Annotated in this window: 28 protein-coding genes, 1 pseudogene and 1 riboswitch; of the genes and pseudogenes, 10 read left to right on the top strand and 19 right to left on the bottom strand. The window is 68.9% G+C overall.

Going from position 1 to position 22982, the window contains the following annotated elements:
* The first annotated feature begins 70 nt into the window (after positions 1-70).
* Both rpoD and Q0833_RS03305 read left to right on the top strand, forming a co-directional pair.
* Positions 71-2068 carry an RNA polymerase sigma factor RpoD gene (gene rpoD / locus Q0833_RS03310; RefSeq protein ID WP_298430236.1) on the top strand — a complete coding sequence of 666 codons (1998 nt, stop codon included), beginning with the start codon at positions 71-73 and terminating at the stop codon, positions 2066-2068.
* 155 nt (positions 2069-2223) lie between these two features.
* Positions 2224-2484, top strand: coding sequence for an HlyU family transcriptional regulator (locus tag Q0833_RS03305; protein ID WP_298430234.1), 261 nt, complete (start codon positions 2224-2226; stop codon positions 2482-2484).
* A 61-nt stretch (positions 2485-2545) separates the two neighbouring features.
* Here Q0833_RS03305 and Q0833_RS03300 read toward each other — a convergent pair whose 3' ends face one another.
* A complete protein-coding gene (locus Q0833_RS03300; protein ID WP_298430232.1) occupies positions 2546-2878 on the bottom strand; it encodes a hypothetical protein in 333 nt (110 codons plus the stop codon).
* A gap of 190 nt (positions 2879-3068) precedes the next feature.
* Between Q0833_RS03300 and Q0833_RS03295 the strand changes: the two genes are divergently transcribed.
* Positions 3069-3980, top strand: coding sequence for a LysR family transcriptional regulator (locus Q0833_RS03295; protein WP_298430230.1), 912 nt, complete (start codon positions 3069-3071; stop codon positions 3978-3980).
* A 15-nt stretch (positions 3981-3995) separates the two neighbouring features.
* Here the strand turns inward: Q0833_RS03295 and Q0833_RS03290 are convergent, their stop codons facing one another.
* Positions 3996-4256: a hypothetical protein gene (locus tag Q0833_RS03290; RefSeq protein WP_298430227.1), complete on the bottom strand. Its 261-nt coding sequence runs from the start codon at positions 4254-4256 to the stop codon at positions 3996-3998.
* Between the two features lie 100 nt (positions 4257-4356).
* Entirely contained in the window at positions 4357-4560 is a 204-nt protein-coding gene (locus Q0833_RS03285) for a dodecin family protein (protein ID WP_298430225.1), read from the bottom strand.
* A gap of 121 nt (positions 4561-4681) precedes the next feature.
* Here Q0833_RS03285 and Q0833_RS03280 point away from each other — a divergent pair, with 121 nt between their 5' ends.
* The 5 genes from Q0833_RS03280 to ribD all read left to right on the top strand — a co-directional run bounded on the left by Q0833_RS03280 (position 4682) and on the right by ribD (position 7732).
* A complete protein-coding gene (locus tag Q0833_RS03280; protein WP_298430223.1) occupies positions 4682-5143 on the top strand; it encodes a thiol-disulfide oxidoreductase DCC family protein in 462 nt (153 codons plus the stop codon).
* Positions 5140-5658, top strand: coding sequence for a DUF4166 domain-containing protein (locus Q0833_RS03275; protein WP_298430221.1), 519 nt, complete (start codon positions 5140-5142; stop codon positions 5656-5658). The genes Q0833_RS03280 and Q0833_RS03275 overlap by 4 nt, the downstream gene beginning before the upstream one ends.
* On the top strand, positions 5658-6071 hold the full coding sequence (locus Q0833_RS03270; protein WP_298430220.1) for a secondary thiamine-phosphate synthase enzyme YjbQ: 414 nt from the start codon (positions 5658-5660) through the stop codon (positions 6069-6071). The genes Q0833_RS03275 and Q0833_RS03270 overlap by 1 nt, the downstream gene beginning before the upstream one ends.
* 93 nt (positions 6072-6164) lie before the next feature.
* Positions 6165-6629 carry a transcriptional regulator NrdR gene (gene nrdR, locus Q0833_RS03265; RefSeq protein ID WP_298430219.1) on the top strand — a complete coding sequence of 155 codons (465 nt, stop codon included), beginning with the start codon at positions 6165-6167 and terminating at the stop codon, positions 6627-6629.
* Complete coding sequence (ribD, locus tag Q0833_RS03260) at positions 6626-7732, top strand: bifunctional diaminohydroxyphosphoribosylaminopyrimidine deaminase/5-amino-6-(5-phosphoribosylamino)uracil reductase RibD (RefSeq protein WP_298430218.1); 1107 nt, start codon at positions 6626-6628, stop codon at positions 7730-7732. Before nrdR ends, ribD begins: the two co-directional genes overlap by 4 nt.
* 22 nt (positions 7733-7754) lie before the next feature.
* Here ribD and metK read toward each other — a convergent pair whose 3' ends face one another.
* The 11 genes and pseudogenes from metK to miaB all read right to left on the bottom strand — a co-directional run bounded on the left by metK (position 7755) and on the right by miaB (position 16392).
* The gene (metK, locus tag Q0833_RS03255; protein ID WP_298430217.1) at positions 7755-8939 is read right to left on the bottom strand and encodes a methionine adenosyltransferase; all 1185 of its coding nucleotides are present in this window, start codon (positions 8937-8939) and stop codon (positions 7755-7757) included.
* A 5-nt stretch (positions 8940-8944) separates the two neighbouring features.
* Positions 8945-8993: riboswitch (SAM-SAH riboswitch) on the bottom strand.
* 9 nt (positions 8994-9002) lie between these two features.
* The gene (lnt, locus tag Q0833_RS03250; protein ID WP_298430216.1) at positions 9003-10469 is read right to left on the bottom strand and encodes an apolipoprotein N-acyltransferase; all 1467 of its coding nucleotides are present in this window, start codon (positions 10467-10469) and stop codon (positions 9003-9005) included.
* A complete protein-coding gene (locus tag Q0833_RS03245) occupies positions 10469-11350 on the bottom strand; it encodes a hemolysin family protein (protein WP_298430215.1) in 882 nt (293 codons plus the stop codon). The genes lnt and Q0833_RS03245 overlap by 1 nt, the downstream gene beginning before the upstream one ends.
* Positions 11351-11380: 30 nt before the next feature.
* Positions 11381-11866, bottom strand: coding sequence for an rRNA maturation RNase YbeY (gene ybeY / locus Q0833_RS03240; RefSeq protein ID WP_298430214.1), 486 nt, complete (start codon positions 11864-11866; stop codon positions 11381-11383).
* Positions 11863-12204: a ribonuclease E inhibitor RraB gene (locus Q0833_RS03235; protein WP_298430213.1), complete on the bottom strand. Its 342-nt coding sequence runs from the start codon at positions 12202-12204 to the stop codon at positions 11863-11865. Before Q0833_RS03235 ends, ybeY begins: the two co-directional genes overlap by 4 nt.
* Positions 12201-12566 carry a hypothetical protein gene (locus Q0833_RS03230; RefSeq protein WP_298430212.1) on the bottom strand — a complete coding sequence of 122 codons (366 nt, stop codon included), beginning with the start codon at positions 12564-12566 and terminating at the stop codon, positions 12201-12203. Before Q0833_RS03230 ends, Q0833_RS03235 begins: the two co-directional genes overlap by 4 nt.
* Complete coding sequence (locus Q0833_RS03225; protein WP_298434946.1) at positions 12563-13528, bottom strand: PhoH family protein; 966 nt, start codon at positions 13526-13528, stop codon at positions 12563-12565. The genes Q0833_RS03230 and Q0833_RS03225 overlap by 4 nt, the downstream gene beginning before the upstream one ends.
* 188 nt (positions 13529-13716) lie before the next feature.
* A complete protein-coding gene (locus Q0833_RS03220; protein ID WP_298430210.1) occupies positions 13717-14028 on the bottom strand; it encodes a hypothetical protein in 312 nt (103 codons plus the stop codon).
* Between the two features lie 26 nt (positions 14029-14054).
* Positions 14055-14189: pseudogene (locus Q0833_RS03215) on the bottom strand (OmpA family protein); the annotation flags it as partial.
* A 344-nt stretch (positions 14190-14533) separates the two neighbouring features.
* On the bottom strand, positions 14534-14878 hold the full coding sequence (locus Q0833_RS03210) for a hypothetical protein (protein WP_298430208.1): 345 nt from the start codon (positions 14876-14878) through the stop codon (positions 14534-14536).
* Between the two features lie 194 nt (positions 14879-15072).
* The gene (miaB, locus tag Q0833_RS03205) at positions 15073-16392 is read right to left on the bottom strand and encodes a tRNA (N6-isopentenyl adenosine(37)-C2)-methylthiotransferase MiaB (protein WP_298430206.1); all 1320 of its coding nucleotides are present in this window, start codon (positions 16390-16392) and stop codon (positions 15073-15075) included.
* Positions 16393-16515: 123 nt separating this feature from the next.
* Between miaB and Q0833_RS03200 the strand changes: the two genes are divergently transcribed.
* Both Q0833_RS03200 and Q0833_RS03195 read left to right on the top strand, forming a co-directional pair.
* A complete protein-coding gene (locus Q0833_RS03200; protein WP_298430204.1) occupies positions 16516-17382 on the top strand; it encodes a hypothetical protein in 867 nt (288 codons plus the stop codon).
* Positions 17383-17499: 117 nt separating this feature from the next.
* The gene (locus Q0833_RS03195) at positions 17500-17985 is read left to right on the top strand and encodes a hypothetical protein (RefSeq protein ID WP_298430202.1); all 486 of its coding nucleotides are present in this window, start codon (positions 17500-17502) and stop codon (positions 17983-17985) included.
* Positions 17986-18061: 76 nt separating this feature from the next.
* On the opposite strand, the gene Q0833_RS03190 is transcribed toward Q0833_RS03195, so the two are convergent.
* The 5 genes from Q0833_RS03190 to metG form a co-directional block, all read right to left on the bottom strand.
* Positions 18062-18529 carry an Hsp20 family protein gene (locus Q0833_RS03190; protein WP_298430200.1) on the bottom strand — a complete coding sequence of 156 codons (468 nt, stop codon included), beginning with the start codon at positions 18527-18529 and terminating at the stop codon, positions 18062-18064.
* Positions 18530-18731: 202 nt separating this feature from the next.
* Positions 18732-18953 (bottom strand): DUF3072 domain-containing protein, encoded by a 222-nt coding sequence (locus Q0833_RS03185; protein WP_298430198.1) that lies wholly within the window; start codon positions 18951-18953, stop codon positions 18732-18734.
* A gap of 118 nt (positions 18954-19071) precedes the next feature.
* Positions 19072-20631 (bottom strand): calcium-binding protein, encoded by a 1560-nt coding sequence (locus tag Q0833_RS03180; protein ID WP_298430196.1) that lies wholly within the window; start codon positions 20629-20631, stop codon positions 19072-19074.
* A 143-nt stretch (positions 20632-20774) separates the two neighbouring features.
* Complete coding sequence (locus Q0833_RS03175; protein WP_298434943.1) at positions 20775-21146, bottom strand: VOC family protein; 372 nt, start codon at positions 21144-21146, stop codon at positions 20775-20777.
* Positions 21143-22858 carry a methionine--tRNA ligase gene (gene metG, locus Q0833_RS03170; RefSeq protein ID WP_298430194.1) on the bottom strand — a complete coding sequence of 572 codons (1716 nt, stop codon included), beginning with the start codon at positions 22856-22858 and terminating at the stop codon, positions 21143-21145. Before metG ends, Q0833_RS03175 begins: the two co-directional genes overlap by 4 nt.
* Between the last annotated feature and the right edge of the window lie 124 nt (positions 22859-22982).

Here is a 22982-nt window from a genome sequence, read left to right as displayed (position 1 = left end):
TCCCGGCGAATCGGTCTACTGATTCGTCGAGACAGCCCATAAGAACCACTCCCCGAAGGAGCGCGAGGCGATGGCCAAGGACACGGACGACCAGAAAGCGCAGGACAACGAGGGCGATATCTCGCTCGACATGTCGCAGGCGGCCGTCAAACGCATGATCTCCGAAGCGCGGACGCGGGGATATATCACTTACGACCAGCTCAACGAGGTGCTGCCGCCCGAGCAGGTCTCGTCCGAGCAGATCGAGGACGTCATGTCGATGCTCTCGGAGATGGGCATCAATATCGTCGAGGCCGAGGAGGCCGAGGACGAGGATGACTCGAAGCCCGAGGGTTCGACCGCCGTCGTCGACGCCTCGAAGAAGGGCGGCGACGTCGCCACGACCGATTCGACCGAGCAGAAGCTCGACCGCACCGACGACCCGGTGCGGATGTATCTGCGCGAGATGGGCTCGGTCGAGCTTCTGTCCCGCGAGGGCGAGATCGCGATCGCCAAGCGCATCGAGGCCGGCCGGAACACCATGATCCTCGGGCTCTGCGAAAGCCCGCTGACCTTTCAGGCCATCACGATCTGGCGCGACGAACTCCTGTCCGAGGACATCCTTCTGCGGGACGTGATCGACCTCGAGACGACCTTCGGTGATCAGCTCGAGGAAGAGGGCGAGACGCCCGTGGTCGGTGCCACCGCCCCCGCGAACGACAACGCGTCCAGCGGCGAGACGAAGGCCGAACTCGACGCGGACGGCAATCCAATCGCGACTGAAGACGACGAGGACGACGACGAGGACGAGGGCCAGAACATGTCGCTGGCCGCGATGGAGGCGGCCCTGAAGCCCCGCGTGCTCGAGACGCTGGACGTTATCGCCGGCGACTACGCCAAGCTGGCCGAGATGCAGGACCTGCGTATCAGCGCAACGCTCAACGAGGATGACACGTTCTCGTCGAAGGCCGAGGACGCCTATCAGGAACTCCGCTCCGAGATCGTGGAACTGGTGAACGGTCTTCACCTCCACAACAACCGCATCGAGGCGCTGATCGACCAGCTCTACGGCATCAACCGCCGGATCATGTCGATCGACTCGGGCATGGTGAAGCTGGCCGACCAGGCCCGCATCAACCGCCGGGAGTTCATCGAGGAATATCGCGGCCACGAGCTCGATCCCGGCTGGGTCGACCGCATGACCGAAAAGACCGGTCGCGGCTGGCAGGCTCTGTTCGAGCGGAACCGCGACAAGGTCGAGGAGCTGCGCGGCGACATGGCCCAGGTCGGGCAATATGTCGGCGTCGACATCAACGAATTCCGCCGCATCGTGAACCAGGTCCAGAAGGGCGAGAAGGAAGCCCGGCAGGCCAAGAAGGAAATGGTCGAGGCGAACCTGCGCCTCGTGATCTCGATCGCCAAGAAATACACGAACCGCGGCCTGCAATTCCTTGACCTCATTCAGGAAGGCAATATCGGCCTGATGAAGGCCGTCGACAAGTTCGAGTATCGCCGCGGATACAAGTTCTCGACCTATGCGACGTGGTGGATCCGGCAGGCGATCACCCGGTCGATCGCCGACCAGGCCCGCACGATCCGCATCCCGGTCCACATGATCGAGACGATCAACAAGCTGGTCCGGACCGGTCGCCAGATGCTCCACGAGATCGGTCGCGAGCCCACGCCCGAGGAATTGGCGGCCAAGCTGCAGATGCCGCTCGAGAAGGTCCGCAAGGTGATGAAGATCGCCAAGGAGCCGATCTCGCTCGAGACGCCGATCGGCGACGAGGAGGATTCGCAGCTCGGCGATTTCATCGAGGACAAGAACGCCGTCCTGCCGCTTGATTCAGCCATTCAGGAGAACCTGAAGGAGACGACGACGCGCGTCCTTGCCTCGCTGACCCCGCGCGAGGAGCGGGTCCTGCGGATGCGCTTCGGCATCGGCATGAACACCGACCACACGCTCGAAGAGGTCGGCCAGCAGTTCTCGGTGACCCGCGAACGCATCCGGCAGATCGAAGCCAAGGCGCTGCGCAAGCTCAAGCACCCCAGCCGGTCGCGGAAGCTGCGTTCGTTCCTGGACCAGTAGACTCGGGCAGCCGCGTGATCGACGGGCCGCCTTCGGGGCGGCCCGCTCGCGTTCGGGCCTCGCCGCCCAGGCCATCCGACCCGGCATCGACTTCAAATCGCAGCGCGGCGTCCTATACTCGACGGATCACCCGATCCCCTTACCGGAGCCGCGTCATGTCCATCCTCTCCCGCCTGTTCGGCGGCGGCAGTGCCTCGCCGCCCGCGACACCGACGACCGAATATCAGGGCTTCACGATCACGCCGCAGCCGACGAAGACGTCGGACGGATTCCGCATCGCGGCGCTGATCGAGAAGGATGGACAGCAGCACGAATTGATCCGCGCCGACACCATCCGGGACTGGGAGACCGCCATCGACGCGTCGCTCGCCAAGGCGCGGCAGGTCATCGACGAACAGGGCGACCGCATCTTTTGAGATCGCGAGACGGGGATGGACGGCTTGGGTCCGTCCACCCCCTTCCCGATTGGCCCCTCGCTCAGGGACGTCCGCGTCCGGGCGTGCCGCCACCGCCGGCTGGCGTGCCGCTATCGCGATCGTCGCCACGGCTCGGCAGCGGGGTACAGGGCAATGTCGCGGCCGTCGCGGTGGTGCCCGGCTCGCATTCTTCCGGCGGGAGGCAGGGGTTCACCGGCACGGTCGCGGTCCCGGCGACCGGTGTCGGGTCACGGCCATCGGTGCAACCGACGACGGCCCCCATCTTGCTGAAAACCGGCTCGGCCACGATGCGGGGCGCGACCTGCGGCGGCGCGCAGCCCGCGAGCACGACGGCCAGAACGAGCCCGCCGCCGATATTCATCTGAAGTCCCATCGTTTTCCCTTTCGTTGCGTGGCGATCGGGGCGGCAGCTCGCGTATCAGCATGCCTGCGCCCGTCGCGCTCTCGCTAGCGGGTGACCGACGGCCTGCGAACCGGAACGCGCGCAGGAGGGTTATGCGCAAACGCGGGAACCCGGCACCAATATCATGCTACGGTGCGGGAACCGCAGGATGGGGGCCGCGATGATCGACGCCAGCATGTTCGTCTGGGACAACCTAAAGGTTGCACTCGCCATCGCGCGGACGGGCTCGCTGTCGCGGGCGGCGCTGCTTCTGGATATCGACCAGTCGACGGCCAGCCGCCGTCTCTCGATGCTGGAAGGACAACTCGGGCTTCCGCTTTTCGTGCGCAGCCGCAGCGGCCTCTCGCCGACCGAGGCGGGGCAACGGGCACTGGATCACGCGCATGAAATCGAACGCAGGGTGGCGCGGCTTGGCGACGACGTGGCCGAGACCGCGTCGGGGCCGCGCGGCCTACTGCGCCTTCTCGGGAATCCGTGGGTTCTGAACGCGCTGACGCGCTCGGTGCTGCCGGATCTTCTCGGGGCCAATCCGGGCATCGACCTGCGCCTCATCGCGCACGAGCCGCGGTCGCCCATGCGCGGCGAGGCGACGCTTGCGGTCTGGTTCGAGCGCGCGCCGCGGCCCGGCGAATTCGCCGTCCCGTTGGGTGAGGTCGACTACGCGGTCTACGCGGCACGGGGTACCGATCCGGACCGCCTGCCCTGGGTGTCCTTCTTCGACGAGGATAGTCCCCGCCGTGCCCCGCTCAGGTGGCACCAGCGCATCCGTGCAACCGACGAGGAGCGGATCCGCCTGACCTCCACCGATGCGCGCGACGTGCTCGACGCCGCGCGGGCCGGCCTCGGGCGTGCGATCCTGCCGATCTGCCTGGCGGAGAATTGCGCCGAACTCGAAAGCGTCGGGCCGAATGCCGTGCATCTGCGCCGTGTGATGTATCTCCACGCTCATCCCGACACCGTGGAACTGCGCCGCGTGCAGACCGTGATGACCGCGCTGCGGGAAAGCTTCCATACGATCTTCGCGCGACCGGATGGCAAGCGACCGACCGAGACGGCGCGCGCGAAGGGCTAGACCCCGGCCGCGCCCCTAGCGATCCGGCGTCCCGACATGACGACGGTCCGGCGTGCGGTCGGGTTTGTAGGCCGGGTCCGTCCGCGCACCCGGATCGGGATCGGGCCGGGTCGTCGGGCCGTCGTCGGGCTGCGGCGATTGCCGGTTCGCGGGCGCGCCCGCCGCGCCTTTGGTTACCGAATTGGGGTCGTAGGTCGTACCGATATCGCTCTCGGCCGGGACCGGCCGCGCGTCATCGGAATTGGGGCGGGTGGGGCCGGTTCGGGTCGTCCGCATGGTCGTCCTCCCTTCGATACGGCCAGCACGGCCGCGATCGTCAGGGGTGCAACCCGTCGGGCCGGGGGATCGGTTCCCCGGCCCGCGCGACCTGCGACGATCAGTCCTCGAGGATGAAGGTCACCATCATGTTGACCTGGTAGTGATCGACCTTGCCATCGGATACCCGGACATATTGTTCTTTCACCCACGCACTTTGCACGTTGCGCAGCGTCTCGTTGGCGCGGGCGACGCCTTGGGCGACGGCGTCGTCGAAGCTGACGTCGGAGGTGGCGGAAATCTCGGTCACGCGTGCGATGCTCATGGGACTCGTCCTTTGTTTCTTGGAGGCCGTCAGCCTGCGCCCTCGCCCGCGCTGCGTCAACGCGCCCGGCATGGCGGAGGGTTCTGGACCCTGGCTCCGCCGATGCCTAGGCTCGCCCTCCGTGACCCGCGACGTCCAAATCCTCTCCGCCCCGGTGCGCGCGGCGCTCGGCGACCGCGACGTGGTCGTCTTCGACGGGGTCTGCGTGCTCTGCTCGGGGTTCTTCCGCTTCGTGCTGCGTCACGATGCGGCGGGGCGCTTCCACTTCGTGACGGCGCAGTCGGCGCTGGGGCAGGCGCTCTACCGCGACCTCGGGCTGCCGACCGACGCCTTCGAGACGAACCTCGTGATCGTGGACGGGCGCATCCACGAGCGCCTCGACGCCTTCGCGGCCGCGATGTCGGCGCTCGGCGGGCCGTGGCGGGCGCTGGCGGCGGCGCGCTTCGTGCCCGAGCCGCTGAGATCTGGGCTCTACCACGCGATCGCCCGCAACCGGTATCGCATCTTCGGACGGACGGACCTGTGCATGATCCCGGCGCCCGATGTCCGCGCGCGGTTCCTCGACCTGGACCGGGCCGCGTGACGGGGTTGATCGCGCGCGGGATGGGACCGGCCTTCGACGGTCTGCCGGCGCCACTGCGCGCGCTGCACGGCGCGGGCGGGCTCTGGCGCGGGACGGTAACGGTCGAGACGGGGCGCGCGGTCGCCCGGCGCCTGGCCTTAGCGATCGGCCTGCCGTCCGAGGCCGGCACCGTCCCGTTCAGCCTCGAGATCCAACCGGACGGGACGGGCGAGGTCTGGACGCGGCGCTTCGGGCCCCACGTCTTTCGGTCGTATCTCGGCCCCGGGCCCGACGGCACCGTGCTCGAACGGATCGGGGCGCTCCGCGTCCGGATGCGGCCCGAACCCGTCCCCGGCGGGCTGCACCTCCGGATCGTCGGCGCGGGCCTCGGGGCGGTCATCGCCCCGGCATGGCTCGCCGGGCGGGGCGGGGGTATGGAAACGGTCGAGGGGGACGGCGTCCGGTTCGATGTCTCGGGCCGCGCCCCGGGTCTCGGCCGCGTCATCCGGTACCACGGCACCTTGGCGCCCGCCTGATGCAGACCGTGCTGTCGATCGCCACGACCGGTCCCGGGCTGACCGAGTTTACCGACCGCGTGGCGGATTGGCTTCCGGAGCGTGACGGCCTCCTGACCCTGTTCGTGCGACACACCTCCTGCTCGATCCTCATCCAGGAGAATGCCGACCCCGAGGTGCAGACCGACCTCCAGACCTGGCTGCACCGGACCGTGCCACCGACCACCGACCCGGCGATGGCAGACCTGACCCATACCTACGAGGGGCCCGACGACATGCCGGGGCATATCAAGGCGTCCCTCCTGCCGGTCTCGCTCCAGATCCCGGTCACGGCGGGACGGATGCGCCTCGGGACATGGCAGGGGATCTATCTCTGGGAACATCGCGACCGGCCGCATCGGCGCGAAGTCGTGCTGCATTTCCGGGCAGACTGACGCCTTGCCTCACAACCGATGGGGGGGCAGAGTGGCGCCGCATCCAATGCTGGTCGCGCCCCCCACATCTCGGGGTCGCCGAAGGAGACGCCCATGCGCTGCCCGTTCTGCGGAAATGTCGACACCCAGGTGAAGGATTCCCGCCCGGCCGAGGATCACGTCGCCATCCGGCGGCGGCGCTTCTGCCCGGCCTGCGGCGGCCGGTTCACCACCTACGAGCGGGTGCAACTGCGCGACCTCGTGGTCATCAAGACCAACGGCAAGCGCGAGGAGTTCGACCGCGACAAGCTGGAGCGCTCGATCCGCATCTCGATGCAGAAGCGCCCGGTCGACCCCGAGCGGATTGACCAGATGATCTCGGGGATCGTGCGGCGGCTGGAAAGCATGGGCGAGACGGATATCCCGTCGAAATCCATCGGCGAGATCGTGATGGAGAGCCTCGCCCGGATCGACACCGTCGCCTATGTGCGCTTCGCCAGCGTCTACAAGAATTTCCAGGCCGCCGACGATTTCGAGGATTTCGTCGAGAAGCTGCGCCCGCCCGACACCGACGCATGAGGGGCGACGCCGCCTGGATGGACGCCGCGCTGGCCCTGGCCGCGCGGGGCCTCGGGCGCGTCTGGCCGAACCCGGCGGTCGGCTGCGTGATCGTCGCCCGGGGCCGCGTCGTCGGTCGGGGCGTCACTGCGGATGGCGGCCGGCCCCATGGCGAAACCGTCGCGCTGGCGCAGGCCGGGGACGAAGCGCGGGGCGCCACGGCTTACGTGACGCTTGAACCCTGTGCCCATCATGGCCGAACCCCGCCTTGCGCCGAGGCCCTGATCGCCGCCGGGATCGCGCGGGTCGTCATCGCCCAGCAGGATCCCGATCCGCGCGTAGATGGTGGCGGGATCGCGCGGCTGCGCGCGGCCGGGATCGCGGTGACGCTCGGGGTGCGCGAAGCCGCGGCGGCCGCCCAGCAGGCCGGGTTCCTCAGCCGGATCAGGCGGGGCCGCCCGATGGTGACGCTGAAGCTCGCGGCCACGCTCGACGGGCGGATCGCGACGGCCAGCGGCGAGAGCCGGTGGATCACCGGGCCGGTCGCCCGCGCCCATGTCCACGCCCAGCGCGCGTGTCACGACGCCGTGCTGGTGGGTGCGGGAACGGTGCGCGCCGACGACCCGAGGCTCGACGTGCGCGGCATGGGGACCCTGCCGCAACCGGTGCGCGTGGTGCTGTCGCGGCGGCTGTCACTGCCCGCGGGCGCGCGGCTTTTCGACGGGACGGGGGCGCCGGTCTGGCTGTTGCACGGGGCCGCCCCCGCCGAGGCGATGCGCGCGCTTGAGGATCGGGCGACGCTTCTGCCCTGCCCCACCGGCGCGGGCGGGCAGATCGAGCTGGAGACGGCGCTGCGGGTGCTGGGCGACCGGGGGCTCACGCGCGTCTATTGTGAGGGGGGCGGCTCCCTCGCCGCGTCGCTCCTGGCGGCCGGGCTGGTGGATCGGCTGGACGTCTACACCGCCGGCGCCGCGATCGGCGCCGAGGGCGTGCCCGCGCTCGGGGCGATGGGCCTCAGCGCGCTGGCCGATGCGCCGCGCCTGCGGCTTCGGGACGTGCGCGCGCTCGGGTCGGACGTGCTACATCGCTGGCAGGCCGGGGATCAGGCGGCGCCCGCCACCTGATCCGGCCCGAAGGGTCCGTGCGTCAGAGCGCGCCCTTCAGCGCATCCGCCAGGTCCACCCGCTCCCACGAAAAGCCACCATCGGCATCGGGCGAACGCCCGAAATGGCCATAGGCCGCCGTCCGCTGGTAGATCGGCTTGTTGAGACCCAGATGCTCGCGGATGCCGCGCGGCGTCAGGTCCATGACGGATGCGACGGCGCGCTCGATCTCGGCCTCGGGCGTCTCGCCGGTGCCGTGGGTATCGACATAGATCGAAAGCGGCTTGGCCACCCCGATCGCATAGCTCAGCTGCAGCGTGCAGCGCGTGGCCAGCCCGGCGGCCACGACGTTCTTGGCCAGGTATCGCGCCGCATAGGCCGCCGAGCGGTCGACCTTGGTCGGATCCTTGCCCGAGAATGCGCCGCCACCGTGGGGCGCGGCCCCGCCATATGTGTCGACGATGATCTTGCGCCCCGTCAGGCCCGCGTCGCCATCCGGCCCGCCGATGACGAAGGTGCCGGTCGGGTTGACCCACCATTCGGTCCCCTCGGTGATCCAGCCCGACGGCAGGACTTCGCGGATATACGGCTCGACGATGGCCCGGATGTCGTCCGAGCTCTGGTCCTCGCTCTCGTGCTGCGTCGAGAGCACGATGGACGTGACCTCGACCGGCTTGCCGTCCTCGTAGCGGAGCGTCAGCTGGGACTTCGCGTCGGGGCGCAGGGCGGTCTCGGTCCCGTCCTTGCGGACCTCGGCCAGCCGCCGCAGGATCGCATGGCTGTACTGGATCGGGGCTGGCATCAGCTCGGGCGTCTCGTCGACGGCATAGCCGAACATGATGCCCTGATCGCCCGCGCCCTCGTCCTTGTCGGCCTTCGCGTCCACGCCCTGCGCGATATGGGCGGACTGTTCGTGCAGGAAGTTCATGACGTGGCAGGTGTTCCAGTGGAACTTCTCCTGCTCGTAGCCGATGTCCTTGATGCAGTCGCGCGCGATGCCCGAGATGCGGCCCATGTAGTCCTTGAGCCGCTCCTGGTCCGAGAGACCGACCTCGCCGCCGACCACGACCATGCCCGAGGTGGCGAAGGTCTCGCAGGCGACGCGCGCCTCGGGCTCTTCGGCGAGGAAGGCGTCGAGGACGGCATCCGAAATCCGGTCGCAGACCTTGTCCGGGTGGCCCTCGGAGACGGATTCCGAGGTGAAGGAGAAGTTCTTGCGCGATGACATTGGGGTGCTCCGGTATTCTAGGCGCGCCCCGTCAGGAAGCCGTTGGGGCAGTGGAGCACACCGCTATGTGCGTTCCCCCGTCCGTTCAACCGCATTCCGGCGTCGAACGGTGAAAAGCGCGCCCGCGAGGGCCACGAGCAACAGAAGCGGCGCCCAGTCGCCGGTGGCCATGTAGGGCGTCGGCGGCAGCTCGCCCGGCAGCGCCACGTCGAGATGGCCCGCCTCGCCCAGAGGCAACGCCGCGAGCAGGCGCCCGCGCGCGTCGATCGCGGCCGAGACGCCGGTATTGGCCGCCCGGAGCAACGGCAGCCCGCTTTCGGCGGCGCGCAGCCGGGCAAGGGCCAGGTGCTGCTGCGGCCCGAAGCGGGTGCCGAACCACGCATCGTTGGTCAGGTGCAGGATCGCGGCGGGCCGATCGACGCGCCGAAGGTCCTGCGGGAAGATCGCCTCGTAGCAGATCATGGGGATGACCGATCCGACGCCGGGCAGATCGAAGGTGATCGGACCCGGACCGGGCGCGTAGACCCCCGCCAGCCGCGCGGCCAGCGGCCCGATGCCGATCACGTCGAAGAGCGCGGCGGCCGGCAGGAACTCCCCGAACGGCACGAGCCTGTGCTTGTCATAGGTCAGCGTCACCTCGCCCGCCCCGTCGAGCAGGACCATGGTGTTGCGGGGCGCGCCGTCCGCGTCGTAGCGCTGCGCGCCCACCACGACCGGCAGGCCGCCAGCGGCCGATGCGATCATCGGGCGCACGTCCTCGCTGTAGCGAAGCAGCTGCGGCAGCGCGGTCTCGGGCCAGACGACCGCGTCGATCTCGCCGGCGGATGCCGTCTCCTCGAGGCCACGGCGGAAGAAGGTGCCGACCCAGTCCGGGTCCCATTTCAGGTGTTGGGGCGCGTTCGGCTGCACCAGCCGAATAACGGGCGCGTCCGCCGCCGTCTCCGGCGCGGGCGGCAGGACCGCCGCGACCCCGAAGGGGAGCACCCAGAGTGCCAGGCCCAGCGCGATCGCGACCGCCCGCCGCGTCGCGATCAGGCCGGCGCCGAGGAGAATGGCGATCCCCAGCCCGTGCGCGCCCATCAGGGCGGCGGCGGGCAGCGCGGGCGAGCCGATCAGCACATGGCCCGGCAGCGCCCACGGAAATCCGGTCAGGAGGTAGGACCGCAGAAGCTCGACCGCCGCGAGCGCCACCGCCACGCCGACCGGCCCGCCGAGGACGCGCGCGCCGAACCAGCCGGCGATGCCCCACATCAGCCCGAAGCCAAGCGCGACACCACCCAGCGCCACCGGCGCCAGCCAAGCGGTCGCCGCCGCGTCCACCTGGAATGGCTCGGTGATCCAGAGAAGGGCGATGGCGAAATGCGCGGAGCCGAAGGCGAGCCCGGCAAGGAAGGGCCAGCGGAGCTGCGCGATGGCCGACACCCCGAGCAGATAGGCCGGGATCGCCACCCACCAGAGTGACCACGGCGCCTGCCCGAGGGCCGCGACCAGACCAGCCGCGACGGGCACCATCGAGCGTAGAACGAGCATCAGGCGGCGGCGGGCATCCGAAGGCGCAGGCGCTTGATGCGGCGGGGATCGGCGTCGACCACCTCGATCTCGGCGCCCGAGGGATGGGGAATGACCTCGCCCCGCTCGGGCACGCGTCCGGCGAGCATGAAGACGAGACCCCCCAGCGTGTCGATCTCCTCCTCGTCCTCCGGAGCGACCAGCTTGAAGCCGATCTCGTCCTGGAAGTCGTCGATGGGCGTCCGCGCCATCGCGAGGTAGCAGCCGGATTTCTCCTGCCGCCAGAACTTGCCCTCGTCCTGGTCGTGTTCGTCCTCGATCTCGCCCAGCACCTGTTCGATCAGGTCCTCGAGCGTCACCAGCCCGTCCACGCCGCCGTATTCGTCGATCACCAACGCCATATGGATGCGCTGGGTCTGCATCTTGGTCAGCAGCACGCCGATCGGCATCGAGGGCGGCGCGTAGATCAGGGTGCGCAGCAGCGGCCGCATGTCGAAGGGCTTCTCGCGGTCGCCGTTGAACCCGTGGTTCAGCGCCAGATCCTTGAGGTGGATCATGCCGACCGGGTCGTCCAGCGTCCCCTCGAAGACCGGAATCCGGGTCAGGCCGCTGTCGCGAAACCGTGCCACCAGATCGGGCAGCGAGATATCGACGGGCACGGCCACGACTTCGGCGCGCGGGATCAGCACGTCGTCCAGCCGCTTGAGACGCAGGTTGAGGAGGCCCGGCATCGGCGTCGCCGCCTCCGCGCCGTCGTCGGCATCGCTCCGGGGATCGGGGGTCAACCCGCCGAATACGCGGGCAAAGAAGCCGGGGCGGCCGCTCATATTGGCGGGTTCGGCGTCGCTCTGAGTGTCGTCCTGCGCGCCGGGCGCGGCGCTAGACGATCCGTCGTTGTCCATTGGACCCGTCGGCCCTCCATCAAGGTCGGCTCAACCGCCGACTGGGTTCAATATATCGTCTGCATAGGGATCGGGAAGGCCCAATTCGGCTAGGATGCGAACCTCCGCCGCTTCCATGCGCCGGGCCTCGTCGTCATCCTCGTGATCGTGGCCCAGAAGGTGCAGCACCGCATGCACCAGAAGATGGGTGACATGGGCGTCGAAGGACTTGCCCTGCGCCTCCGCCTCGCGCCTGCAGGTCTCGAAGGCGATCGCGATATCGCCCAGTTCGGGGTCGCGTGGCGCGCGGTCGGGATGACGCTCCTCCGACGGCCAACTCAGCACGTTGGTCGGCACCGGCTTGCCCCGGAAATCGGCGTTGAGGTCAGCGATGCGCGCGTCGTTGCAGCCCAGGACGGCCACCTCATGGGCGTCGGGGTCTAGGCCGCCGGCCGTCAGTGCTGCGGGCACCGCGATACCAGCCAGCCGCTCCAGATCAGTCCAGCGCGGGTCCTCGACAAGCACATCGACGCTCATTCGACCATGAACCCCCACCCCGTCGGCACCCAGCCATAGCGGAGCGCGGCCTCGGTCGTCCGCACCTCCTCGGCACGGATCGCGTCCAGCGTCAGGTCCATTGTCGGCGTCTGGGCCTCGATCACCTCGGCCTCGCCGCTGTCCTCGTCCGCCTCGTAATGCTCGATCTCGAAGCCCCGATCCTCGAGCCAGCCGATGAATTCGGTCGCATCCGCCTCCGGGCCGGGCACGAAATGCAGATCCAGCCGCGCGGCGGCGGGCATTCGGGGGTCGGCCGAGAACGCAGCCCATTGCCGCTTGGTCTCGGCGTCCTGCGCGGCGGGGTCGAACCCGCTCATCCGACGAGCGCCAGTACGCCCAGGGCCACGACGGGCAGGAAGAGCAGGCCTTGCGGCAGGCGGCGGATCGTCGTGCCCAGGACCGGTATCGCCACAATGCCGGCCACCGACACGGCCGCCGCAAGCAGCGTCCCGGCCAGCACCAGATCCGCCCGGCCCGACCAGCCGCCCCAGAGGAGCAGCGCCGCCATCGAGACGAGCGCCGCCGTCACCATGTGCCAGCACATCCACATCGTCTCTCGGACGATCGGCGGCAGGGTACGATCCTCGCGCAGGGGGCGTGCCACCTGGCGCCCGCCGATCACGACATGGACCGCGGCCCAGATCGCCGCGATGGCGCCGGCGACCAGCGCGCCGATCATTCGCGTCCCGACGTCTCGCGCAGGGCGCGGGCCGCCTCGCGTCGGGTGTCATCCGCCTCGTAGGCGGTGATGATCTTGGCCACGAGCGGATGGCGCACCACGTCGGTGGCGGTGAAGTAGTTGAAGCTGATGCCGGACACGCCGTCGAGGATGTGCTCGGCGTCGCGCAGACCCGATTGGACGCCGCGCGGCAGGTCGACCTGGCTGCGGTCGCCGGTGATCGCCATCCGGCTCCCCTGCCCCAGTCGGGTCAGGAACATCTTCATCTGCATGGTGGTCGCGTTCTGCGCCTCGTCGAGGATCACGAAGGCATTCGAAAGCGTCCGCCCGCGCATGAAGGCCAGCGGCGCGATCTCGACCCGCTTTTCCTCGCGCAGCTTCTGAAGCTGCTTGCCCGGCAGGAAATCGGCCAACGCGTCGTAGAGCGGCTGCATGTAGGGGTCGACCTTCTCGTCCTGCGTCCCCGGCAGGAAGCCCAGCTTCTCGCCCGCCTCGACCGCCGGGCGGGTCAGGATGATCTTGTCGACCTCGCCCTGGATGAACTTCGACACCGCGACCGCGACCGCGATATAGGTCTTGCCGGTGCCCGCGGGTCCGATCCCGAAGGTCAGCTCATGCTCGAGAAGCGCGCGCGTATAGGCCTTCTGCGCCTCGGTGCGGGGCTCCATGGTCTTCTTGCGAGTGCGGATCTCGAGACCGGGGGTCGGCGGGAACATCTCTTCCTGATCGCCCGGACGGGCCTCGCCGTCATCCGCCCGCAGACGGATCAGCGCGTCGATGGCCCCCATGTCGACCTGCTTGCCCGCTTCCAGCCGGGCATAGAGCGCATTGAGCACCCGCTCGCCCTCGGACGCGGCTTCGCCATGAACCACGAGCGTGTTGCCGCGATTGACGATCTGGACCCCGAGCAATTGCTCGACCTGGGCCAGGTGGGCGCCGCCGGGACCGACGAGGTCGATCATCAGGCGATTGTCGGGAAAGTCGAGCTGGATCGCCAGCGCGGTCTCGGGAGAGGCGGTCGGGGCCAAATGTCATTCCTCGTCAGGGGCAGGCTGGTGATATGGGGTGTCGCGCCGCGATCCGATACCCCGAACGTGACAGGGCCGCGACGTCTCCGCCGCGGCCCCGATTTCAGGCGTCCGGCGCATGATCAAATCGGGTCGTTGATATCCGAACCCGCCCGAAACGGGCCGGTCACGTATTCCGGGGGTGCCACGGCTTCGTTGCAAACAGGGAGGCCGGTTTGTGGGTCGTAGCGCGTCGACAGGTAGCCTTCGACCCCGTCGTCAATCAGCCAGGCCTGGCAGCCGCGCGGATCGACCCAGATGCCGGGCGTCAGCTCCTGCAGCGAGGAGCGGCCGATCAGCTGGCCATCGACCGTCTTGTCGCGGCTGTTGTCGGTGTCGCAGGCGGCGAGGACGCCGATACAGGCGGCGAGCCCGAGGAAATGCGTGGTCTTCATGCTCAATGCCCCTTCGGCGCGCCGGCGCAGACGGGCCTGCCGTTGCCGCGCAGATGCGGCGTCATGTATCCCTCGACACCGTCATCCATGACCCAGTGCTCGCACCCGTCCGGATCGATCCAGATCGTCGGGGTGTAGCGTTCCGCGAGGATGCGCCGTTCGGTGCCGCCGGGCGCGATGCGGCCCCGCCGCCAGATGCCTTCGCCGTTGGGGCCGGGCATGAAGGTCCAGACATTGCCGCTGCCGTCCTGGCCCACGTCGCCGACATTCTGTGCGGATGCCGGGGCCGTGAGCGTCGCGACGGCGGCGACGAGAACGGCGGCGACCGTCCTGATGGTTGAAGATCCGTGACGAGACACGCGGCGGCCCCCCTTGTGAAACCCTGGGTCACGGGCACGAGCCTTCGGCAGATCCGGCAGATACCGGGCGCTGGCAGGCGGCCCTTGGGAAACACTAGCAAAGATGCCGGGGGTGCAAACCCCAAAACCCGTCGCATGCGCCGGAATCAACGGCGGCGCAGCGGCGGCTCGGTCGCGAGGATGTACTGCATCGCCTGCCCCATCGCGGCAGTGTTGCCGACATAGCGCTCGTCGCGGCAGATCCGGTTTCCGATCGCCCAGGCCCGGTCCGAGCTGTAGCCCGCCTTCGTCAGGTCATCGAGGAACACACCCATCGGGCGGTCCCAGATCACGCCCGGCAGGGCGTAGCGCGCGCAGCTGACCTGGATCGAGACGGGGGCCTTTGCCGCACGGGCATGGCCCGTCGCCCCGGCCTGCGGCGCGGCGGCGAAAGACAGGCACAGCGCACCGATGGCCGCGGCGAGGGTGGGAACGGGAAAACAGACGGACATGGGGCAGACTCCGAACGGGATACAGGCCGCCGGCAGGGCGGACCAAGACAGAACGGTTCGACTATGGCCGCCTTCGCCGAGCCGGGAAAGCAATGTGTGAACAAAACGTTAATCAACCCGCAATCTGCGAAACGCTGCCGCCGTCGGGCGTCGATTGGTTCCGAACCCGCGACGCGGCGCGGGCCCCGAGCAGGTCAGACGAGGACCGCCGCCAGTGAATTCGCCTTCGATTCGGTGATCCGCACGCGGGCAATCCGCCCCAGCAGTGCGTCCGGCGCGTCGGCATGGACGGCCATCAGGTGCTCGGACTTGCCGACCAACTGGCCCGGCTCGCGGCCCGCCTTCTCGAACAGGACCGTCGTCTCGCGGCCTACCATCGCGGCCTGCGCCTCGGCCTGCTGTTCGGCGATCAGGGCCTGGAGCCGGTGCAGACGCTCGACGGCGACGGTCTGCTCGGGCGCGTCCTTCTCGGCGGCGGGTGTGCCCGGCCGCGCCGAGTAGCGGAAGGTGTAGGCGGCGGCGTAGCGCACGCGCCGCACCAGATCGAGCGTCGCCTCGAAATCGGCTTCAGTCTCGCCAGGGAAGCCCACGATGAAATCCCCCGACAGCGCGAGATCCGGCCGCGCGGCGCGCAGGCGCTCGACGATGGCGACGTAGCTCGCGGCCGTATGCTTGCGGTTCATCGCCTTCAGGATCCGGTCCGAGCCCGACTGCACCGGCAGATGCAGGTAAGGCATCAGCTCGGGCACCTCGCCATGGGCCGCGATCAGGTCATCCGTCATGTCGTTCGGGTGCGAGGTCGTGAAGCGGATGCGGTCCAGCCCGTCGATCCCCGCCAACGCGCGGATCAGGCGGGCAAGGCTCCAGACGCCGCCGGGCCCGTCGCCGTGGTAGCCGTTGACGTTCTGGCCCAAGAGCGTGATCTCGCGGGCGCCGCGCGCCACGAGGGCCCGCGCCTCGCCCAGAAGCCGGTCCACGGGGCGCGAGACCTCGGCCCCGCGCGTGTAGGGCACGACGCAGAAGGCGCAGAACTTGTCGCAACCCTCTTGCACGGTCAGGAAGGCGCTCGGCCGTGCGGAGGGCGTGCGCATCGTGGGCAGGTGGTCGAACTTGTCCTCCTCGGGCATGTCCGTGTCGATGGCGGTCGCCCCGCCCTCGACCGCGCGCACCATGTCCGGCAGGCGGTGATAGGTCTGCGGCCCGACCACGAGGTCGACGAGCGGCTGGCGGGCCACGATCTCGGCGCCCTCGGCCTGAGCCACGCAGCCCGCGACGCCGATCTTGAGGCCGGGCTTTGCGTCCCGTAGCGGGCGCAGGCGGCCGAGGTCGGAATAGACCTTCTCGGCGGCCTTCTCGCGGATGTGGCAGGTGTTCAGCAGGATCAGGTCCGCATCTTCGGGCCGGTCCGTCACCTCGTAGCCGGACGGGGCCAGCGCCTCGGCCATGCGTTCGCTGTCATAGACATTCATCTGACAGCCATAGGTCTTGACGTGCAGCTTCTTCGGCGCGGTCATCACGGATCTCCGGGGGCGGGCATGCGTGGCGGCAATAGCGCAGCGCGGCCCGGCCCACAACGCGGGGGTGTTGCGCGGGGGCGGGGCTTGCACGAATGTGCCGCGAAACACGGGACGGGCCGCATGGACTTCACCTCGATCGAGGATCTCGCCGCGCGCGGCGGCGCGCTGGGGGCCGGCCCCGCGCTGATGCTGATCTGCGAGGACGAGGTCGAGATCGGAAGTACGATCCAGCATCACCTCGCAGCGGGGTTCGGGGCAATCGTGCTGGCCGTGCCCCCCGGGATCGCCCTGCCCGATCCGCTGCCGGAGGGGGTTCACCGCCTCTCGCTGGATCGCCGCCCGACGGCGATGACCACGGTCTGCGTCAACGCGCTGATCCGGGCGCGACCGGCGGGGGCCTGGACGGGCTATGCCTACAACGCCGAATACCTGTTCCATCCGTTTGCCGAGACACGCCGGATCGGCGAGGCGATGGCCTTCTGCACCGAGGAACGGCGCGACGCGATCCTGTGCTTCGTCATCGATCTCTATGGCGGCACGCTCGACGAAGGGTCCGTCGGCGTGGACCGCGAGGATGCATGGATGGACGAGGCGGGGTATTTCGCGCTCCGCCGCGACAGCCACGACGACAGCGGCCCGAAGGAGCGGCAGCTCGACTTCTTCGGCGGTCTGCGCTGGCGGTTCGACGAGCATGTCCCGGCCGACCGCCGCCGCATCGACCGTGCGGCGCTGTTCCGGGCGCGGCCCGACCTTGTGCTGCGGCCCGACCACACGCTTTCGGTCGAGGAGATGAATACCTATGCCTGCCCGTGGCACCATTCGATGACGGCCACGGTCGCATCCTTCAGGGCGGCCAAGGCTCTGGCCACGAACCCCGGCTCGCGCGCCGCGATCAAGGGCTTTCGCTGGGACGGATCGGTCCGCTTCGAATGGCGGGCGCAGCAGATGATGGATCTCGGGTTGATGGAGCCGGGCCAGTGGTTCTGACGCCGAACGACTGAAACATTTGCCCCCGATCTCGTGAGGCCGCGTGGGGTGAACGTGTGTCGCCACGCGGCGGGACAACGTGTCACACCCGGATCGCAGCAACACACGGAGCACGACATGACCGACACCACACCTGCCCGGCCGGGGCTGAACGCGCAGACCCTCGGGCTGATGTTCATATCCGGGTTCGTCGCAACCTGCGCCTTCGATCTCTGGGGGCAGCTCATCAGTCCGGGGCTCGGCTTTGCGAACCTGTCGCCGCATGGCCTGGCCAAGAGTCTCCTGGGCACGTTCGGCCTGCCCAATGGCGACTTCGCGGGCTATTTCGTGCATTTCTATCTCGTCGGCCTGATCGGCTACCCGATCGGATGGCTGTTCATCTTCAAGCCGGTCTGGACGCGGATCGTGGGCGACATGCACTGGTTCGTCCCGTCGGCGATCTACGGCTTCGGCCTCTGGGTCTTCGCCATCGGCGGCATCACCGCGATCGCGGGCCTGCCGTTCTTCCTGAACTTTACGGGGATCACCTGGGTCGCGCTGGTCGGGCACGTCGTCTACGGGATCGTCATGGTCGCCGTGATGCAGATGCTCCGCCGCACCTGATCCCATGAAAAAGCGCGCGCCCCCGTCTGGGGGCGCGCGCCGGTCCGTAACCTCAAGGCACAGTCTCGGGGAAGGATTACACCTCGACGGTCTCGGACGTCCCTTCGATCGCGTCGGACTTGGCTCCGGGCGCGATCTCGATGCGGCGCGGCTTGAGCGCCTCGGGCACCTGACGCTCCAGCTCGACATGCAGCATGCCGTCGGCATGGCTGGCGCCGGTCACATGGACATGATCGGCCAGCTGGAAGGTCTTCTCGAAGGCGCGCGTCGCGATGCCGCGATGCAGGTAGGTGCGGCCATCGGTCTCGCCCGCCTTCTTGGCGGTGATCGTCAGCGCGTTTTCCCGCGCCTCGATGTTCAGATCGTCGGCGGTGAAGCCCGCGACGGCGATGGAGATGCGGTAGGCGTCGTCGCCCAGCTTCTCGATATTGTAGGGGGGATAGGTCGTCGCCGTATCCGCCGTCATGGCGCGGTCGACGAGATTGGCCATGCGGTCGAAACCGACGCTGGCACGGTAGAGCGGGGTGAAATCATAGGTACGCATGTGCATCCTCACGTGAAGCGATACAGGTTGTGCCCCTCCGATGCGCGGACGGGGCGTTCGACGTCGGACCCGGAACCGGCCTCCGACGCGACTGATCTGGGAACCGGAAGGCGCGCGTTCAAGGGGCGTCGCTGCCCCCGCGGACCGGTGGCGGACGGGTCGGCAGGACATCGCCCACCGACCCCGCTACGCGGGCCGGCTGTCAGGCGCCGCGCCCCGTCTCGGCCTGCAGCGCGTCGATCCGCTTGGACGCATCGGCCTTGCTGAGACCCGGATCGAACGGCTCGCCCGCCTCTTCCGACAGCGTCTTGAGATAGCTGGCCTGCGCGCCGGTCATCGCCTCGTCGCCGGTGACCCAATCGTCGGGATCCTTGTCCGCGTTGCCGGGCGCGTCCTGCTTCGGGGTGTCGGTCATCTGCGTCATCGGATCCTCCTCGGATGTGGATGTTCCGGTAACGTTCCGCGCGACAGACGGTTCCCGAACGCACGACGCCCCCGGCATATGGGCCGGGGGCGTGGACTGCGCAGCAGAGATCGGGCCGTCAGGGGAGCGGCAGGACCGGCGCTGGCGGCGCAAAGGCCGTGGCGGTCGGCATGGCCGCCGCCGAGGTCCCGTCGATCACCTCGATCGCGGCCAGCACCGCGGCCGTGTCGGTCGTGCCGAGAACGGTCATGACCACCTGATCGCCGAAGCTCACCTGCACGTCCGCGCCGACCACATTGGCCGTCACGGCGGGCGCGGTGCCGCCTTCATGGAAGAGCTTGATCAGGTCCGTGCCCGCCTCGAAATCGGTCACCGTGGTGGCGTTCTCGGTCTCGATCCAGTCACCCGCCGCGAAGATATCTGCGCCGGGCCCGCCCGCCGCGAGGTCGGCGTCGCCCATCACGAAGATGTCGTCGCCCGCGAAGCCGACCATCCGGTCGCCCACGTCGTCGCCCGTCTCGTTCAGATCCAGGTCGTAGAGGTTGGCATTCTCGGCGTCGTCGTCGGGGCCCACATTCTCGAAGCCGATCATCACGTCGTCGCCGACGCCCCCGACCAGCGTGTCCGCCCCGGTTCCACCGGTCAGGGTGTCGTCCCCGGCCCGGCCGGTCAGGCGGTCGTTGCCCTCCAGCCCGAAGATGTCGTTGTCGCCGGTATCGCCCTTGATCGCGTCGTCCCCGGCGGTGCCGAGTGTCTGCGGGTTGACGACGGGCGGCGGCAGCGGCCCTCCGGTCTCGGGCGCCACGGCGGGACCTTCGACCACGGAAACGGTCGAGCCGTCGAAGCCGGTCACACCCTGGAGCGTCACGATCGCCTCGCCGCCCAGCGCCACGATGGTATTGCCGTCGACCTCGGTCGTCGTCACGGTCGGGATCGTCTCGCCCGCGCCGAGCGGCGCATAGCTCAGCTCCAGCGTATCGGCCGCGGGATCGAAATCGGTGATCGTCCCGGTGCGGTCGGCCTCGACATAATCGCCCGTGCGGAACGCGTCCGCGCCAGTGCCCCCGGTGACGGTGTCGAAATCGCCGAACAGGATGTCGTCGTCGCCCGATCCACCGTCGAGGCTGTCGCCGCCGCCCTCGCGGTTGGCATAGGCGCCATTGCCGTCGGGCACTTCGATCCCGTTGAGGCTGTCGTTGCCGATCCCGCCGAGCAAGGTGTCCGCACCCTCGCCGCCGACAAGCTCGTCCGCGCCGCGCTGGCCGTTGAGGAAATCGTTCTGGACGCCCCCGTCGAGATCGTCGTCGCCGTTCCCACCGGCCAGCCGATCCGCGCCGAAGCCGCCGTCGAGCGTGTCGTCGCCGAGCCCGCCATTGAGGCTGTCGGCTCCGAGATCGCCCTTGAGGAAATCGTTCCCGCCGACGCCGTTCAGGACATCGTTGCCTGCGAAGCCGCGGATGAAGTCGCCATTCGGCGTGCCGTCGAGCGTGTTGGCCTCCGCGTCCCCGAGGATCGCGTCGAGCGCACCGGGATCGATGACCGGCGGCGGCCCCTCGCCACCGCCCTCGCCACCTTCGCCGGGGCCGGCAGGCGGCGCGGCCGTGTTGTCGTCGTCGTCATCGAGCCCGATGACCAGCCCGCCAAACAGCAGGATCGCGAGAGCCGCGAAGATACCCATGACCGATTCCCCCAAACACAGATTCGCCTTACCTCCATCCAAATTTTGCCATGATTGCAAGTCTTTCGGGATATAATTGAGGTTTGCAGGGACAATGCGAACGGGCCGCTCTGATCGTTTCTTAAGAAATGGTTAAGGGCCGCCTATTTCGGCTGGATCAGGTCCCAGCGGTTCCCCCATGGATCGCGCCAGACCGCGACAGTGCCGTATGATTCGCGACGCGGCGCCTCTTCGAAACTGCCGCCGGCCGCCTCGATCCGGGCGGCGTCGAGGGCGAAGTCGGCGGTCCGGAGGAACAGTCCCACCCGGCCCGCGAACTGATCGCCGATGGCCGCGACCTGACGCGCGCCGTCCGCGCGGGCTAGGACGATCTCGACGTCGCCGGCCCGCATGGTGACCCAGCGCTTGCGGCCCTGATCCTCGTCGGCGGTCAGCGCGAAACCGATGGCCGTGAAGAACGCGATCGCGGGATCGTAATCCGGCACGATCAGCGCGACCGCGCCCAGCCGCATCAGGTTCGGGTTCCGGCGAAGCGCTCGGCCCAGTCTTCGCGCTGCTCGTCGGTGATCTTCGCGAAAAGCACGTCCGGCACGGTGAACCCGTGGCCCGGCGGCAGCGCGCCCATGGCCGTCGCGACATCCTCCGGCCAGCCTGGCGCCGCGCCCATCGCGTCGAGCATCGCGCCCGCCGCGTCGGGGATGAAGGGCGCCGACAGGTTGGCGTAGAGCGGGATCAGGTTCAGCGCCGTCCGGACCTGCATCGCGGCCCGCTCGGGGTCGGTCTTGAACGTGGCCCAGGGCGCGGCCTCCTGCAAATACTCGTTGCCCGCGACCCAGAGCGCCCGCAGCTCGGTCGCGGCCTTGCGGATCTCGATCCCGTCCATGTGGCCCTCGTAGCGCGCGAGCCCCTCGGCCAGCCGCGCGACCAGCGCCTGCTCCGCCTCGCCTGGGGTCCCGCCCTCCGGGACCGCCTCGCCGAACTTCGAACGGCAGAACTTGGTGATCCGGCTGACGAAATTACCGAGCACATCCGCGAGATCCTTGTTCACGTCGGTCTGGAACGCCTCCCACGTGAACTCAGTGTCGTTGTTCTCCGGGACGTGGGACAGCAGCCACCAGCGCCAGTAATCCGGCGGCAGGATGGCCAGCGCCTGGTCCATGAAGACGCCCCGGCCCTGGCTCGTCGAGAACTGCCCGCCGTCGTAATTGAGGTAATTGAAGGACTTCAGGTAATCGACCGTCTTCCACGGCTCGCCCGATCCCAGCAGCGTGGCCGGGAAGCTCAGCGTGTGGAAGGGCACGTTGTCCTTGCCCATGAACTGGACGTAGCGCACGTCGTCCGCGCCCTCGTCGGTGCGCCACCAGCGGCGCCAGTCCGCATCGTCGCGCCCCTCCGCATCGGCCCATTCGTTCGTCGCCGCGATGTACTCGATGGGCGCGTCGAACCAGACGTAGAAGACCTTGCCCTCCATGCCCGGCCAAGGCGCGTCGCCCCTGGCCACCGGCACACCCCAGTCGAGATCGCGGGTGATCCCCCGATCCTGCAGGCCGTCGCCGTCATGCAGCCATTTCTTCGCGATGGACGTGGTCAGCACGGGCCAGCCCACCTGTCCGTCGATCCAGGCGTCCAGCCGGTCGCGCAGCTTCGATTGCAGCAGGAACAGGTGCTTGGTCTCCCGCACCTCGAGATCGGTCGAGCCCGAGATGGCCGAGCGCGGCTCGATCAGGTCGGTGGGGTCGAGCTGCTTGGTGCAGTTCTCGCACTGGTCCCCCCGCGCGCGGTCGTAGCCGCAGTTCGGGCAGGTCCCCTCGACATAGCGGTCGGGCAGGAACCGCCCGTCGGCGTTGGAATAGACCTGGCGCGACGACCGCTCCTCGATCAGCCCGGCATCATCGAGGCGACCTGCGAAATGCTGCGTCAAGCGGTGGTTCTGGGGACTGGAGGACCGCCCGAAATGATCGAAGGACAGGCGGAACCCGTCTGCCAGGTCCTTCTGAACCTGCCACATCTCGGCGCAGTATTCGGCGACCGGCTTGCCGGCCTTGGCCGCGGCCAGCTCGGCGGGGGTCCCGTGCTCGTCGGTCGCGCAGATGAACATCACCTCATGCCCGCGCGCCCGCGCGTAGCGCGCGTAGAGATCGGCCGGAAGCTGCGAGCCGATCAGGTTCCCGAGATGCTTGATCCCGTTGATATACGGAATGGCGGAGGTGATCAGGGTGCGGGGCATATACGTCTCCGGAGGGTCGTTGGCTTCTAGGAAACCGCCCTGCCCCTCGCAAGCGCCGTCTCCCGCCCGGATCCTCTGGCCCGAAATACCTCGGGGTCCGGGGCAGAGCCCCGGCGCCCGCCGC

Source organism: uncultured Jannaschia sp. (assembly GCF_947503795.1).
Taxonomy (GTDB): domain Bacteria; phylum Pseudomonadota; class Alphaproteobacteria; order Rhodobacterales; family Rhodobacteraceae; genus Jannaschia.
The sequence above is the reverse complement of the archived record's forward strand: the minus strand, read 5'-3'. Positions and strand labels throughout refer to the sequence as shown.

Coding starts and splice junctions, on each gene's coding strand:
- Q0833_RS03185 (WP_298430198.1), bottom strand. CDS start 18,953: ATGACGCAGATGACCGACACCCCGAAGCAGGACGCGCCCGGCAACGCG.
- Q0833_RS03305 (WP_298430234.1), top strand. CDS start 2,224: ATGTCCATCCTCTCCCGCCTGTTCGGCGGCGGCAGTGCCTCGCCGCCC.
- rpoD (WP_298430236.1), top strand. CDS start 71: ATGGCCAAGGACACGGACGACCAGAAAGCGCAGGACAACGAGGGCGAT.
- ybeY (WP_298430214.1), bottom strand. CDS start 11,866: ATGAGCGTCGATGTGCTTGTCGAGGACCCGCGCTGGACTGATCTGGAG.
- Q0833_RS03290 (WP_298430227.1), bottom strand. CDS start 4,256: ATGCGGACGACCCGAACCGGCCCCACCCGCCCCAATTCCGATGACGCG.
- Q0833_RS03295 (WP_298430230.1), top strand. CDS start 3,069: ATGATCGACGCCAGCATGTTCGTCTGGGACAACCTAAAGGTTGCACTC.
- Q0833_RS03190 (WP_298430200.1), bottom strand. CDS start 18,529: ATGCGTACCTATGATTTCACCCCGCTCTACCGTGCCAGCGTCGGTTTC.
- ribD (WP_298430218.1), top strand. CDS start 6,626: ATGAGGGGCGACGCCGCCTGGATGGACGCCGCGCTGGCCCTGGCCGCG.
- metG (WP_298430194.1), bottom strand. CDS start 22,858: ATGCCCCGCACCCTGATCACCTCCGCCATTCCGTATATCAACGGGATC.
- miaB (WP_298430206.1), bottom strand. CDS start 16,392: ATGACCGCGCCGAAGAAGCTGCACGTCAAGACCTATGGCTGTCAGATG.
- Q0833_RS03225 (WP_298434946.1), bottom strand. CDS start 13,528: ATGATCGACCTCGTCGGTCCCGGCGGCGCCCACCTGGCCCAGGTCGAG.
- Q0833_RS03245 (WP_298430215.1), bottom strand. CDS start 11,350: ATGGACAACGACGGATCGTCTAGCGCCGCGCCCGGCGCGCAGGACGAC.
- Q0833_RS03230 (WP_298430212.1), bottom strand. CDS start 12,566: ATGATCGGCGCGCTGGTCGCCGGCGCCATCGCGGCGATCTGGGCCGCG.
- Q0833_RS03300 (WP_298430232.1), bottom strand. CDS start 2,878: ATGGGACTTCAGATGAATATCGGCGGCGGGCTCGTTCTGGCCGTCGTG.
- Q0833_RS03220 (WP_298430210.1), bottom strand. CDS start 14,028: ATGAAGACCACGCATTTCCTCGGGCTCGCCGCCTGTATCGGCGTCCTC.
- nrdR (WP_298430219.1), top strand. CDS start 6,165: ATGCGCTGCCCGTTCTGCGGAAATGTCGACACCCAGGTGAAGGATTCC.
- Q0833_RS03270 (WP_298430220.1), top strand. CDS start 5,658: ATGCAGACCGTGCTGTCGATCGCCACGACCGGTCCCGGGCTGACCGAG.
- metK (WP_298430217.1), bottom strand. CDS start 8,939: ATGTCATCGCGCAAGAACTTCTCCTTCACCTCGGAATCCGTCTCCGAG.
- Q0833_RS03235 (WP_298430213.1), bottom strand. CDS start 12,204: ATGAGCGGGTTCGACCCCGCCGCGCAGGACGCCGAGACCAAGCGGCAA.
- Q0833_RS03200 (WP_298430204.1), top strand. CDS start 16,516: ATGGACTTCACCTCGATCGAGGATCTCGCCGCGCGCGGCGGCGCGCTG.
- Q0833_RS03210 (WP_298430208.1), bottom strand. CDS start 14,878: ATGTCCGTCTGTTTTCCCGTTCCCACCCTCGCCGCGGCCATCGGTGCG.
- Q0833_RS03285 (WP_298430225.1), bottom strand. CDS start 4,560: ATGAGCATCGCACGCGTGACCGAGATTTCCGCCACCTCCGACGTCAGC.
- Q0833_RS03180 (WP_298430196.1), bottom strand. CDS start 20,631: ATGGGTATCTTCGCGGCTCTCGCGATCCTGCTGTTTGGCGGGCTGGTC.
- Q0833_RS03195 (WP_298430202.1), top strand. CDS start 17,500: ATGACCGACACCACACCTGCCCGGCCGGGGCTGAACGCGCAGACCCTC.
- lnt (WP_298430216.1), bottom strand. CDS start 10,469: ATGCTCGTTCTACGCTCGATGGTGCCCGTCGCGGCTGGTCTGGTCGCG.